Source organism: Ralstonia nicotianae, assembly GCF_018243235.1.
In the GTDB taxonomy this organism is placed as follows: Bacteria; Pseudomonadota; Gammaproteobacteria; order Burkholderiales; family Burkholderiaceae; genus Ralstonia; species Ralstonia nicotianae.
Map to the genome: position 1 here is coordinate 2,438,904 of NZ_CP046674.1, position 13,716 is coordinate 2,452,619.

Consider the following 13,716-nt stretch of genomic DNA (forward strand, 5'->3'; position numbering starts at 1 on the left):
GGCCGCGCCATGACTTCGCAGACACTGCCGCCTGAGCGCGACACCTACTACAGCCAGCTCGGCGGGATGGGCCTGGCGCCGCTCTGGGAGTCGCTCCATGCGCTCGTTCCGCGCGAGCCGAAGCCGCGCATCGTGCCGGCGCACTGGCAATACGCGGCGATCCGCCCGCTGGTGATGCAGGCCGGCCGCGTCATCAGCGCCGAAGAGGCCGTGCGCCGCGTGCTGGTGCTGGAGAACCCGGGACTGCCCGGCCGCTCCAGCATCACCTCCACGCTGTATGCCGGCCTGCAGCTGATCCTGCCGGGCGAGATCGCGCCCAGCCACCGCCATACGCAGTCGGCGCTGCGCTTCATCGTCGAGGGCAAGGGCGCGTGGACGGCCGTCGACGGCGAGCGCACCACCATGCATCCGGGCGATTTCATCATCACGCCGTCCTGGACCTGGCACGACCACGGCTGCCCGCGCCTCGACGAAGGCGGCGAGCCGGTGGTGTGGCTCGACGGCCTGGACATTCCGCTGGTGCAGCAGTTCGATGCAGGCTTCGCCGAGAACCACCCCGAAGCGCAGCAGCCGGTGACGCGGCCCGAGGGCGACAGCTTCGCGCGCTTCGGCCACAACATGGTGCCGGTGCGGCACCGGGTGAGCGATCCCACCTCGCCGGTCTTCAGCTACCCGTACGAACGCTCGCGCGAAGCGCTGGACACGCTCTACCGCCACGGCGAGCTCGACCCATGGGACGGTGTCAAGCTGCGCTACGTCAACCCGGCCACCGGCGGCTGGCCGATGCCGACCATCGCCACCTTCATGCAGTACCTGCCGGCGGGCTTCCGGGGCAAGACGTATCGCAGCACCGATGCCACCGTCTACTGCGTGGTGGAAGGCCGCGGCACGGCGCACATCGGCGAGGCACGGTTCGCGTTCGCGCCGCACGACGTGTTCGTCGTGCCGTCGTGGGCACCGGTGCGCCTCGACGCGCAGGACGACGCCGTGCTGTTCAGCTATTCCGACCGCCCCGTGCTGGCCGCGCTCAACCTGCTGCGCGAGGCGCGCACCTGACCCCGGCCGCTCCCGATTGCCGACGCGGCGTGCCGGCCGGCGCCGCCGCCGGCCCCGCTCACCCTTCCGATCCGAACCGACCATGACCTACGTCTTCACGCCCCCCGCCCTCACCGCCATTCCCGTTGCCGGCAGCAGCGAACAGTTCGCCGTGCGCCGCGTCTACTGCGTCGGCCGCAACTATGCCGCGCATGCCCGCGAGATGGGCTTCGACCCCGACCGCGAGCCGCCGTTCTTCTTCTGCAAGCCGGCCGATGCCATCGTGCCGGTGGCCGACGGCCAGACGCTGGCGCTGCCCTATCCCACGCAGACGCAGAACTACCACTACGAGGCCGAGCTGGTGGCCGTGATCGGCAAGGCCGGCGCCGACATCGCGGTGGACGATGCGCTCGACCACGTGTGGGGCTACGCCGTCGGCCTCGACATGACCCGCCGCGACCTGCAGATGAAGATGCGCGAGATGGGCCGCCCGTGGGAGATCGGCAAGGCCTTCGACGTCTCCGCGCCGGTCGGGCCGATCCGCCGCGCCAGCGACATCGGCCACCCGCGGCAGGCCGGCATCTGGCTGACCGTCAACGGCGAGGTGAAGCAGCGCAGCGACGTCTCGCACCTGATCTGGTCGGTGGCCGAGACGGTGGCCTGCCTGTCGCAGTTCTTCCGCCTGGAACCGGGCGACGTGATCTTCACCGGCACCCCGGAGGGCGTGGGTGCGGTCAAGCCCGGCGACACCATCGCGACGGGGGTCGACGGCCTGGGTGAACTGAACGTCCGCATCGCCTGACGCCATGCAGCTCTACAGCTTCTTCAACAGCTCCACGTCGTACCGCGTGCGCATCGCGCTGGCGCTCAAGGGTCTGCCGTACGACTACCTGCCGGTCAACATCCGCACCGGCGAGCATCGCGCGGCAGACTACGTCGCGCACGTCAACCCGTCGGCGGGCGTCCCCACGCTGGTCGACGGCGCGCTGCGGCTCGGCCAGTCGCTGGCGATCATCGACTACCTCGACGCGCGCCATCCGCAGCCGCGCCTCGTTCCCGCCGATCCGCTGCGGCGGGCCCGCGTGCTGGAGCTGGCCAGCGCCATCGCCTGCGACATCCACCCGGTCAACAACCTGCGCGTGCTGCGCTACCTGCAGGACGAACTGAAGGTGACGCCGCAGCAGAAGGACGCCTGGTACCGCCACTGGATCGACGAGGGGCTGGCCAGCGTGGAACGCCTGCTGGCCAGCCACGGACACGGCCCCTGGTGCTTCGGCGACGCGCCGACGCTGGCGGACGTGGCGCTCGTGCCGCAGGTCGCCAACGCGCTGCGCATGGGTTGCCCGCTCGATCGCTTCGAGCGCGTGCTGGCCGTGCATGCGCACGCGGGCACGCACCCCGCCTTCGCCGAGGCCGCGCCGGCGCGCCAGCCCGACTACACGGCCTGACGGCGAGCCCACAACCCAGCGCCATGTCCTGACCGGGAGGTACCGCACACACGCACATCACCGGACCGAGTCCGCCCATCGCTCCAGCACCGTACCGGCCCGCGCGAGGCCGGACGGCCAGGATCGACGCGCCGCCCAGGCGCACCGCTGAACAACCACAAGGAGGAGACCCCATGAAACTGCACCCGCTGGCGCTTTCGCTGCTGCTTGCCGCCCCCGCCCTGGCAAGCGCCCAGTCCGTGACGCTGTACGGTGTCGTCGATACCGGCGTCGAATATGTCAACCGCATCGGCACGACCGGCAACAGCGTCGTGCGCATGCCCAACCTCAGCGGCACGGTGCCGTCGCGCTGGGGGCTGCGCGGCATGGAAGACCTGGGTGGCGGCGCCAAGGCGCTGTTCGCGCTGGAGTCCGGCTTCGCGACCGACAGCGGCACCGCCAACCAGGGTGGCCGCCTGTTCGGCCGGCAGGCCTGGGTGGGTCTGTCCAACAGCAGTTGGGGCCAGCTCAGCTTCGGCCGGCAGTACACCATGCTGTTCTGGGCCACTCTCGATACCGACCTGCTCGGGCCGAATGCCTACGGCTCCAGCTCGCTCGACAACTACCTGCCCAACGCGCGCGCCGACAACGCCATCGCCTACAAGGGCAAGTTCGGCGGCCTGACGGTCGGCGCCACGTACAGCTTCGGCCGCGACACCGTCAACGCGGGGCCCAGCCCCTCGGGCACCAACTGCGCGGGCGAGAACCCCACCGACAGCCTGGCCTGCCGCGAGTGGTCGGCCATGCTGATGTACGAAACCGGCCGATGGGGCCTCTCCGCCGCCTACGACTCGCTGCGCGGCGGGCCGGGTGCCTTCGCGGGCCTGACCTCCAGCGCACTCAAGGATGACCGGCTCGCGCTCGGCGGCTATGCGCTGTTCGACAACGCCCGGATCGGCCTGGGCTGGATCGGCCGCCGCAACGGCGCGCTCGCCACCCCGCGCAGCGACCTCTTCTACGCCGGCGCCGCCTACGATGTGACCCCGGCGCTGACGCTGGCCGGCGAGGCGTTCCATCTCCGGTATCACAACAGCGCCAACAAGGCGTGGCTTGGCGCCGTGCGGGCCAGCTACGCACTGTCGAAGCGCTCGTCGGTGTATGCCACCGTGGGCTATATCGACAACGGCGGCAGCCTGGCGCTGTCGGTCAGCAGCGCGGCGACCGGCGCTTCGCCCGCGTCGGGCGGCAGCCAGCTGGGCACGATGGTCGGGGTCAAGCACGTCTTCTGACCGCCCCGGCCACCGCGCCGCGGGGCAATGCGGAACCTCGGCAGGATCGGGCGGCGCGCAAGAAAACGGCGCCGCCCGCGCGAGCGCTACGCCGCCGCCAGCAGCAGCCGCATGCGCAGATGCAGCGCCGCCCCCGGCGCCAGCACGCGCAACCCCGTGCCGTCCCAGCCCTGGGCCGACAGGTTGATCGCGTCGGCCACGTGCGACACCGGTTCGAGGCAGAAGTAGCCGGCGCCGCCTGGCGCATGCAGGATGCAATGGTCGAGCGGATCGTCCGCGCGCAGCGTCAGCACCGCTCCGCTCGCATGCCGCACTTCGGCCAGTTGCCGCCAGCCGCTGTAGTAGACGCTGAAGCTGTCCTCCGGCAGCGGGCGCGCATCGCCAAACGCTTCGCGCTCGCCGACCGGACGGCGCCCCGTGGCCACCTCGTCCGCATCCATCGGCCACACCGTGTCGGCCTCGAACCGCACGCGCATGCCCGGCGTGCGCGCGAAGTACGGATGGAAGCCGCCGCCCGCCGGCATCGGCGTGTCGCCTGCGTTGCGCAGGCTCATCTCCGCGTGCAGCCCTTCCGGCGTCAGCGCGAGCCGCTGCGTGGCGACGAACGGCCACGGCCAGCCCTCCGCCACCGGCACGTAGCGCAGGCTGAGCTCGGCCGATGACGCGCTCAGTGCATCGACCTGCCACGCCCGTGCATGCGCGACCCCGTGCATCGCATGGGCCTGCCCCGGATGCGGCGCCAGGCAGACCTCGCGGCCCGCCCATTGGAAACGGCCGCCGCGGATGCGGTTCGAGAACGGCAGCAGCGGATAGCAGCCCGCCTTGGGCCAGGCCAGCCCGTCGAAGCCGTCGCGCAGGCAGGACGCGGGCATCGGGGCCAGCCAGTCCGTGCGGCGGCCGTCGGCATCGACCGAGGCCAGTGCGGCGATGCGCCCGCCCGCGGCGGGGGCGATGTCCATCGTGAGCGTGTCGGCGCGCAGGGTGTGCACCGGACCCGGCGCCAGCCATCTGCCGGCCGGCGCGGAGCGTTCCGCGGCACCGGAAAGGGATGCATTCATCGACTCAACCCGCATTGAAGCCGCCGCGCCTCCAGCATCGCAGCCGGCTCAGAACAGATGGCGGATACCCACCATGCCCACGAACTGGTGACCGGTGCTCGACGGCGTGCCGTTCTGCGAGTCCCCCACCGAAGCCACGGTATCGACGATGGTGCTGACGCCGCCCACCGTGCGCAAGGTCTTGCCGCTGGCCTTCTGGTACGCCTCGAGCGCGTAGAACGCGGTGCGCTTGGACAGCGCGTAGGTCTGCTCCATCGAGAACTGGTGGTAGCGCGCCGGCGAGCTGATGCCGTTGCGGGCCTTCTCGGCGGTATAGCTGTAGCCGGCCGCCACGGTGATCGCCGGCGTCAGCGCATAGGTGGAGATCAGGCCATAGCTGTTGAACATCGCGGCTTGCGTGAACAGCGATCCCGCACCCGGCTTGTACTGGACGTTCGAATAGTTCAGGCCGACCATCAGCTTGCCGAACGTATAGCGCGCCGCGGTGGCGATCAGCTGGGCGCTGTCCGCCGACGCATAGCCGCTGTTGACGGGCGAGTTGTTGGCGAAGGTGCCGACCGAATTGCTGGTCGGGATGTTCTTCAGGTGGATATAGCCGGCGGACCAGGCAAAGGCCTGGTAGTCGTAGCGCAGCGCCGCGCTGAAGCTGCTGCCGCCCGAGATGCTGCCCGGCTGCTCGCCCATGCCGTACTGCACCCCCGCCTGCAGGCCGCCGATCACGGGCAGCGTGTAGGTGACGGAGTTGTTGAAGCGCAGGGTCGTGTCGAGCGCATCCACATCGCCCGGGTGCGCGCCGGTGGCCCCGGTCAGCACGTTGGTCGGGCCCAGGGCCGCCACGTACTGGAAGTACGGCGTGTACTGGCGGCCGAGGGTCAGCGCGCCGTAAGTCTTGTCGCTGAGGCCGACGAACGCCAGCCGGTTGAACATATAGCCCGCCGCGGCCTGCGCGCCCGTGGCGGAGTTGAAGCCGCTCTCCAGCCGGAACAGCGCCTGGGTGCCGCCGCCCAGGTCCTCGGTGCCGGACAGCCCGAACTTGCTGGCCAGCAGGTTGCCCTGGCTCATGTAGGTGTTCGAATGGCCGCCCTGGTTGCTGGAATAGGCGAATGCCGTATCGACGACGCCGTACAGCGTGACCGACGATTGCGCCGCGGCCTGCATCGATACGCCGGCGCACAGCAGCGCCACGCAGGCGCAGACGGGGTTGAGGGCAAAGACAGCGCGAATGGTTTTCATGGTTCTCCTCTCCTCTGGGTTCTTGTAGGGTGTCTTCAATGCGGCGCTAGGCCTGCAGCTGCAGCGTGAAGCGGCGCCAGCCGCCCGCGACGGCCTGCTCGACGATGCGGGCCTGCGGTGCCAGCACCTGCCGCATCTCGCCGGCCGGCAGGCAGAGTTCGACCGTATCGGCCCGCGCCGGCATGCGCCCTTCCTGCGTGACGGACAGCGTGACCGTGTGCGCGTCCGAGACCGCCTGCACGCGCCAGCGGCCCTGCTCGCCCTGGCGCCAGGCTTCGGTTTCGCCGTCGTCCTCGATGCAGCCGCCGGCGGCCACGCCCGCGCCCCGGACCGGCACCACCAGGAAGCCGCGCCGGTCGCCGCGCCGATCGAAATGCTGCTCGGCCACGTTGAGCGCAATCACCCCGCCCTCGCGGACCAGCATCACCGGCTCGTCCCACGGCGCCGGCAGCGTGACGGCCTGCCCGCCCTCGAAGGCCTCGCCGCTCCAGTACGACACCCAGCGCGCGCCCGCCGGCAGGTACACCTCGCGCCGGGTCTGCCCCGCCTCCACCACCGGCGCGACCAGCAGCGATGCGCCCAGCATCATGTCGTCGCATGCCGCAAAGCAGCGGCGGTCGGCCGGGAAGTCGGCGAAGGTCGGTCGCAGCACCGGCTCGTAGGCCTGCGTGGACTGCCACAGCAGCTCGTAGAGATACGGGATCAGCCGATAGCGCAGCTTGATCAGCGCCGCGATCTGCCCGGTGGCCTGCGGATACATCCACGGCTCGTTGACGGTGGCATCGTCGTTCCACGAGTGGATCGAAAAGCGCGGCATGAACACGCCGCACGCCACCCAGCGCACCAGCAGCTCGGGCGACGGCGCCGGGCCGGCAAACCCGCCGATGTCGTGGCCGATGTTCGACACGCCCGACAGCGCCAGGCCCAGGCCCATCCTGATGTTGTAGCGCAGCGTCTCCCACGACGTGGTGTTGTCACCCGACCACGTCTGCACGTAGCGCTGCATGCCGACACCGCCCGAGCGCGACACCAGGAAGGGCCGCGCCGACGGCGCATGCTCGCGCTGCGCATCGCGCGAGGCGCGCATCATCAGCTGGGTCTGCAGCACCTTGGCCTCGCGCACCGGATACGGTTTGCCGAAGCCCTGCGCGAACGCATCCGGCGTCCACACCTCGAATTCATTGTTGTCGTTCCAGGTGGCGGCGATGCCGTAGTCGAGCAAGGCGTGCTTCACGTGCGCCTTCCACCAGGCCACGGTGTCGGGGTTGGTGAAATCGAGATAGGCGCCCACCTCGTCCCAGAACTGCACCCACGCGGGCTCGCCATGGGCGTCGCGCACCAGCAGGCCGGCCTTGTCGGCCTCGGCAAATGCGGGGTGATCGCGCAGCAGGCACGGCTTGATGTTGGCGCACAGGCGGATGCCGCGCTCGAGATAGCCGTCGACAAAACCGCGCGCGTCCGGAAACTTGTCGCGGTTCCAGTTGAAGACGTAGCGCTTGGGCCCGATCGACGTGTAGCCCGACGACAGGTGGAACGAATCGCACAGGATGTCGTGCTCGCGGCAGCGCTCGATGAATTCGCCCATGCGCTCCTGCGCATTCGGCGCATCGGTGTAGGTCATGGTCGAGCCCGAATAGCCGAGGCCCCATCTGGGCATCCAGGCGGGCCGGCCGGTCAGCCACGTGAAGCGGCGCACGGCATCGAGCGGCGTGTCGGGCGAGGCGATGAAGTAGTAGTCGAGATCGCCGTGCTGCGCGGCGAAGTAGCGGTACGGGCCGTGGTAGTTGTCCAGCTCGCGGCCCATGTCGAAGCTGCAGTCGGCCAGCGTGTCGTAGAACAGGCCGAAGCCGGCGGCGGCCTCGGGCTGCCACGTCAGGTAGAACGGGATGTGCTTGTACAGCGGATCGGTCGTGCGCGCGCTGTAGCCCATCGCGTCGATGTTGCGCATCTCGTAGCGCTGGCGCGCGCGGTCCAGCTCGCCGGCGCGCTCGCCCAGGCCGAAGTACATCTCGCCGGGCTCGCGCCGCACGTAGTGATAGACCTGCGCATCCCAGAAGCCGAAGTTGTATGCCTGGGTGGCGCGGTCCGACAGCACCGCGCGCCATTGCCCGCCCTGGCGGATCGCCCAGGCGCAGTGGCCGCCGGCCAGCGCCACGCTCAGGCGGATCTTGCCGGTCTCCAGGCGCAGCGTGTCGGCCTCGACCTGCAGTTCGAACGGCGGCAGCGCGAAGCCGCCCAGATCGCGCCGGTCGCGCCCGTCGAACGGGGTATCGTCGGTGCCCGGCGCGATCGACCAGGTGGCCGGACCGCGCAGTTCGCCGTCGGGCAGCACCAGCACGCGAACGATGTCCTCCTCCAGCACGAAGAGTTCGATCGCGGCACCCGTGGCGCTGACCAGGCGGAGGTGATTGCCTTCACGCGCCTGGAGCGCGAAGCGGGGAGGATGCAGCATGGACATCGGTATCAACTCAATGGGAAGCGGAGAGGTGGTGCTGCATCTGGCGCGCCGCGCGCTCCTCCTGCGACTGCCCGCGGATCAACAGGATCAGCAGCGTCGCGCCGATCAGATCGAACGCGCCCAGCAGGCCGAACAGCGGGCCGTAGCCGACGGTGTCGGCCAGCGCGCCGACCATCAGCGAGAAGCCGAGGCCACCGATCCACGCAGCCATGCCGGCAAAGCCGCTGGCGGTGCCCACCTCTTCCGGATCGAAGACGTCGGCGCTGAGCGTGTTGACCAGGGTCGAGATCATCTGGTGCGCGAAGCCGCCCACGCAGAACAGCGCGATGGCCTGATACGGCGACGCCACCAGCCCGATGCACGCCGGCCCGATCATCAGGAACGCGCCCAGCACCACGCCGCACACGCGCGACCAGATCAGCGGCACGCGGAAAAACTTCATGAAGAACGGCGACAGATAGCCGCCCAGCAGCCCGCCCAGGTCCGCCGCCAGAAACGGCAGCCAGGCGAACAGCGCAATCTCCTTCAGGTCCATGTGCCGCGCGCTCGACAGATACAGCGGAATCCAGAAGCTGAACGTCTGCCACGCCGGCTCGGCAAAGAAGCGCGGCAGCGCGATCGCCCAGAAGCGCCGCGACGTCACCACCTCGCGCACCGGCCGCTTGCCGCGCGCGGCGCCCGCCGAGCGGATCTGCCCGCCGATGATCCGGTCGTGCTCGGTGGCCGACAGCTTGGCATGCTCGCGCGGCGAGCGGTAGAAGCCATACCACAGCGCGGCCCACACAAAACCCAGCGCCCCCGTCACCACGAACGCCGACTGCCAGCCGTAGCGCAGCGACAGGAACACCACCAGCGGCGGCGCCAGCAGGGCCCCCAGCGACGTGCCCGCATTGAAGTAGCCCACCGCGACGGATTTCTCCTTGTCCGGAAACCACTCCGCCACCGCCTTCATGCCCGACGGGATGGCCGCGGCCTCGGTCAGCCCCATCAGCCCCCGGAAGCTCGCCAGCGACAGCCAGCCCGACGCGCCCGCATGCAGGCAGCCGGCAATCGACCACAGCACCGCGAACAGCGCAAAGCCGATGCGCAGGCCGATCAGGTCGACGATGAACCCGCACACCGGCTGCATGATCGTGTAGCCGACCTGGAACGCGCCGACCACGTAGGAATACTGCTGTGTGCTCATGCCCAGCTCGGTCTTGAGCTGCGGCGCCAGCACGCCGAGCGAATTGCGCGCCAGGTAGTTCGTAATGGTGCCCAGGCACACCAGTGCGATGATCCACCAGCGCAGGCCCTTGATGGTCTTCACGCGTTGTCTCCGGATGTCTTTTTTATGGGTTGAAACCGCGGGGAGCGGCGCAGCGCCGCCCCGGATGGTCTAGCCGCGCCTCAGCGCACCAGGCACGGCCGCTTGTTGTCGAACTGCCAGCCCGGCACCAGGCAGCGCATCGCGGCGGCATCGTCGCGCGCGCCCAGCCCGTGCTGCTTGTACAGCGCATGGGCCTTCTCCAGCTGCGCCATGTCGAGCGTGACGCCCAGCCCCGGCGCGGTCGGCACGGCGATCTCGCCGCCGGCGATGCGCAACGGCTCGCACGTCAGGCGCTGGCCGTCCTGCCAGATCCAATGCGTGTCGATGGCGGTGATGTTGCCCGGCGCCGCCGCGGCCACGTGCGTGAACATGGCCAGCGAAATGTCGAAATGGTTGTTGGAGTGCGAGCCCCAAGTCAGGCCCCACTCGGCACACATCTGCGCCACGCGCACCGAGCCCTGCAGGGTCCAGAAATGCGGGTCGGCCAGCGGGATATCCACGGCGTGCAGCTGGACCGCGTGGCACATCTGGCGCCAGTCGGTGGCGATCATGTTGGTCGCGGTGGGCAGCCCGGTGGCGCGGCGGAATTCGGCCATGACCTCGCGTCCGGAATAGCCGTTCTCCGCGCCGCACGGGTCTTCGGCATAGGCCAGCACGCCGTGCTTGTCGCGGCACAGGCGGATCGCCTCGGCCAGCGACCAGGCGCCGTTCGGGTCGAGCGTGACGCGCGCCTCGGGGAAGGCTTCGGCCAGCGCGGTCGTCACCGTCATCTCATCGTCGCCGCTGAGCACGCCGCCCTTGAGCTTGAAATCCTTGAAGCCGTAGCGCGCATGGGCCGCCCGCGCCAGCTTCACCACCGCCTCCGGCGTCAGCGCCTCCTGGTGGCGCAGGTGCGTCCAGTCGTCGGTCGCGTCGCTGCCATCGGCGTAGTCCAGGTCGGTGCGGGTGCGATCGCCCACGAAGAACAGGTAGCCGAGCACCGGCACCGCGGCACGCTGCTGGCCCTGCCCCAGCAAGGCCGCCACCGGCACGCCCAGATGCTGGCCGAGCAGGTCAAGCAGCGCGCTCTCCAGCGCGGTCACCGCGTGCACGGTGGTGCGCAGGTCGAACGTCTGCGTGCCGCGCCCGGTGGCATCGCGGTCAGCGAAGCGCTGGCGCACCGTGTTCAGCACGTTGTTGTACGCGCCGATCGGCTGGCCGACCACCAGCGGCGCCGCATCCTCGATGGTCTTGCGGATCGCCTCGCCGCCCGGCACTTCGCCCACGCCGAGATGGCCGTCGGAATCTTCCAGGATGGCGATGTTGCGGGTGAAGAACGGCGCGTGCGCGCCGCTCAGGTTGAGCAGCATGCTGTCGCGCCCCGCCACCGGAATGACCTGAAGGCGCGTGATGCGCGGCGTGCGAACAGCATATTCCACGGAGTTGTGATTCATGATCGTCACGTATGTTATCAGTCGTCGTACAACATGCGATCGGACTATAATGGACACGTCCTTGCAGGTACACCCCTGGTAAACCCCGAACACCCCACCGGAAACAGCATGTCCGCCCCCGGCTCTCCCGCCACGCTCGCGCGCCGCACCCAAAGCCTCGCAGAGGCCGTGGTCGACCACATCGGCCAGCGCATCGCCTCGGGGTCGCTGCGCCCCGGCGACAAGCTGCCCACCGAGTCCGAACTGATGGGCATGCTGGGCGTGAGCCGCACCGTGGTGCGCGAGGCCATCTCGCGGCTGCAGGCCAAGGCCCTGATCGAAACCCGCCACGGCATCGGCAGCTTCGTGCTGGAGCCGCGGGCCGAGACCGCGATCCAGCTGGGTGCCGCCTCCACGCTCCAGGACATCCTGGCGATGCTGGAGCTGCGCGTCGCCCTGGAGACCGAATGCGCCGGCCTGGCCGCCCAGCGCGCCACGCCGGAAGACCTTACCGGCCTGCGCAGCGCGCTGGACGCGTTCGAGCAGGACCAGGCCAGCGGCAGCGACAGCGCCGCCTCCGACCTGCGCTTCCACCTCGCGATCGCGCACGCCACCCGCAACCAGCACTTCGTCGCCGTGCTCGACCAGCTCGGCAAGACGCTGATCCCCCGCAGCCGGATCGCGCCGACGCAGGTCGGCTACCTGAATACACCGGAATCGCGCGCGACCGTCAGCCGCGAACACCGCAGCATCTACGAAGCCATCTCGCGCCAGGACCCGGAAGCCGCGCGCGCGGCCATGCGCATGCACCTGTCCAACAGCCGCGAACGGCTGCGCCGCGCGCACGGCCAGGCCGGACATCCCGCCCCGGAAACAGTCCCACCGGAATCGGCCTGAGGCTCTCCGCCTTCACGATCGGCCAGGCTGCGGGCCAAGTCATACGACATCCTATAAGTTTGCGTATAAGGCATCTCCGAGACGCCTGTGGCCACCCTCAGGTCCGATGCCCGCCTCCACTGCCGCCCGCCCGGCGCACCGGCTGACCAGCAGCGTTGATAAAGGTTTGCATTCTCCCGGCACCGCCCACGTAACCTGACTGTGCACCGACCCCTCGTGGGTGCGCTCCCGGCCATGGAAGAGAGAGCCGTGGCCGTATTTGCCCTGGTACCAGGCTGTCCCCGGTATCAGGGCATTTTTCTTTCCGGCGCCCGCGAATCACGGCAAGAAAAAAGCCCCGGCATGCGGGGCTTTCCCATCACTTGGACCCATCCGGCGTCATGCCGGCGGCATCAGCGGTTGCGCGCGATCGCGTGATAGGCCACCAGCAGCACGACCGCCCCGATCACGGCACCGATGAATCCGGCCGACTGTCCGGGTCGATACAGGTGCAGCAGTTGGCCGAGGAAGGTTGCCGCCAGCGCGCCGGCAATGCCGAGCACCGTGGTCAGGATGAAGCCGCTGGGGCCGCTGCCCGGCGTGATCCAGCGTGCAACCAGGCCGGCCAGGAAGCCGATGAGGATGGTGATGAGGATGTGCATGGTGGCAGATGACACAGGGTGGAGAAATCGTCAGAACACCTGCGACAGTTCGGCCGCAGGCACCGTATCCATTACGCGCTCCAGGCAGAAGCCGTGCCCGTAGATCGCGCGCAGCCGCAGGCCGTTCTCCGGCGTCAGCAACAGCTTCTTGCGCAAACGCGAAACATGCGTATCCAATGTTCTCGAGTATGGACTCAATTCGCGTCCCCACAAAGCCAATTCGATATCCGTGCGCGTCAGGATGCGGCCAACATTGGCGAACAGCAGCAGCGCAAGCTCGAACTCGCGGGCGTGCACCGACAGCGGCGTCTCGCGCAGATGGATCGAGCGGTTCTGCCGGTCCACGGTGTAATGGCCCAGCTTGATCTCGGCAGCGCGCACGGCGCGGCTGACGGCGACGCGGCGGATCAGCGCGTCGAGCCGCGCAACCAGTTCCGGCGGACGGATCTCGCCCTGGAAGCACAGGTCGGCGCCATGGTTGAGCGCATCGGTGGTCTCGGTATCGGCCCGGCCGTCGCCCAGGTAGACGATGGCCATACCCGAGCCGACGCGCTCGCGCACGCTGCGCACCAGCGACAGCCCGGGCATGTCGTGCGCATGTGCCCCGACCATCAGGAGATTGATGCCGCTCTCGTCGATGGCCTCGAAAACCTGGCGCGACAGGAACAGCGGCACGCATTCGAACCGTGTCGGACGCAGCGCCGTGTGGATCGTCTGCAGGCGTCCGAGATGTGCGTCGATCAAACCGATTTTCATTGCTGGGGATTCCGTTGTGCGTCCGGACATGCCGCCATGCACGCGGGCGATCCCGCGTCGCACGACGCCAAAAAGCACCAACCGGCCCGCAAGACCCATGCATCCCCCGGCGGATTCCCGTCGCCGCGCAGGGCATGATGCAAGCGCATACGCATGCTGTCGTATTCGCCCTCGCTCAATACATCGGTAGCGGTCTTGCTC

Annotated in this window: 12 protein-coding genes; 5 read left to right on the forward strand and 7 right to left on the reverse strand. The window is 69.3% G+C overall.

Going from position 1 to position 13,716, the window contains the following annotated elements; translation table 11 throughout:
• The first annotated feature begins 9 nt into the window (after positions 1-9).
• The 4 genes from gtdA to GO999_RS11065 all read left to right on the forward strand — a co-directional run bounded on the left by gtdA (position 10) and on the right by GO999_RS11065 (position 3,751).
• A complete protein-coding gene (gene gtdA, locus GO999_RS11050; protein WP_028852881.1) occupies positions 10-1,056 on the forward strand; it encodes a gentisate 1,2-dioxygenase in 1,047 nt (348 codons plus the stop codon).
• 82 nt (positions 1,057-1,138) lie between these two features.
• The gene (locus GO999_RS11055; RefSeq protein WP_019717885.1) at positions 1,139-1,837 is read left to right on the forward strand and encodes a fumarylacetoacetate hydrolase family protein; all 699 of its coding nucleotides are present in this window, start codon (positions 1,139-1,141) and stop codon (positions 1,835-1,837) included.
• A 4-nt stretch (positions 1,838-1,841) separates the two neighbouring features.
• Positions 1,842-2,483, forward strand: coding sequence for a maleylacetoacetate isomerase (gene maiA / locus GO999_RS11060; protein WP_211906223.1), 642 nt, complete (start codon positions 1,842-1,844; stop codon positions 2,481-2,483).
• Positions 2,484-2,656: 173 nt separating this feature from the next.
• Positions 2,657-3,751, forward strand: coding sequence for a porin (locus GO999_RS11065; protein ID WP_211906224.1), 1,095 nt, complete (start codon positions 2,657-2,659; stop codon positions 3,749-3,751).
• Positions 3,752-3,837: 86 nt separating this feature from the next.
• Here GO999_RS11065 and GO999_RS11070 read toward each other — a convergent pair whose 3' ends face one another.
• The 5 genes from GO999_RS11070 to gudD all read right to left on the reverse strand — a co-directional run bounded on the left by GO999_RS11070 (position 3,838) and on the right by gudD (position 11,242).
• Positions 3,838-4,809, reverse strand: coding sequence for an aldose 1-epimerase (locus GO999_RS11070; protein WP_211906225.1), 972 nt, complete (start codon positions 4,807-4,809; stop codon positions 3,838-3,840).
• A 48-nt stretch (positions 4,810-4,857) separates the two neighbouring features.
• Complete coding sequence (locus GO999_RS11075) at positions 4,858-6,042, reverse strand: porin (RefSeq protein WP_211906226.1); 1,185 nt, start codon at positions 6,040-6,042, stop codon at positions 4,858-4,860.
• Positions 6,043-6,088: 46 nt separating this feature from the next.
• On the reverse strand, positions 6,089-8,500 hold the full coding sequence (locus GO999_RS11080; RefSeq protein WP_211906227.1) for a glycoside hydrolase family 31 protein: 2,412 nt from the start codon (positions 8,498-8,500) through the stop codon (positions 6,089-6,091).
• 10 nt (positions 8,501-8,510) lie between these two features.
• The gene (locus GO999_RS11085; protein ID WP_016725742.1) at positions 8,511-9,809 is read right to left on the reverse strand and encodes an MFS transporter; all 1,299 of its coding nucleotides are present in this window, start codon (positions 9,807-9,809) and stop codon (positions 8,511-8,513) included.
• Positions 9,810-9,889: 80 nt separating this feature from the next.
• On the reverse strand, positions 9,890-11,242 hold the full coding sequence (gudD, locus tag GO999_RS11090; RefSeq protein ID WP_071508319.1) for a glucarate dehydratase: 1,353 nt from the start codon (positions 11,240-11,242) through the stop codon (positions 9,890-9,892).
• A 108-nt stretch (positions 11,243-11,350) separates the two neighbouring features.
• Here gudD and GO999_RS11095 point away from each other — a divergent pair, with 108 nt between their 5' ends.
• Positions 11,351-12,118, forward strand: a complete 768-nt coding sequence (locus GO999_RS11095) for a FadR/GntR family transcriptional regulator (protein WP_019717878.1) — start codon at positions 11,351-11,353, stop codon at positions 12,116-12,118.
• A 392-nt stretch (positions 12,119-12,510) separates the two neighbouring features.
• Here the strand turns inward: GO999_RS11095 and GO999_RS11100 are convergent, their stop codons facing one another.
• Both GO999_RS11100 and GO999_RS11105 read right to left on the reverse strand, forming a co-directional pair.
• Positions 12,511-12,759, reverse strand: a complete 249-nt coding sequence (locus GO999_RS11100) for a GlsB/YeaQ/YmgE family stress response membrane protein (protein ID WP_011001027.1) — start codon at positions 12,757-12,759, stop codon at positions 12,511-12,513.
• A gap of 30 nt (positions 12,760-12,789) precedes the next feature.
• Complete coding sequence (locus tag GO999_RS11105) at positions 12,790-13,515, reverse strand: response regulator transcription factor (protein ID WP_071012563.1); 726 nt, start codon at positions 13,513-13,515, stop codon at positions 12,790-12,792.
• Positions 13,516-13,716: the final 201 nt, after the last annotated feature.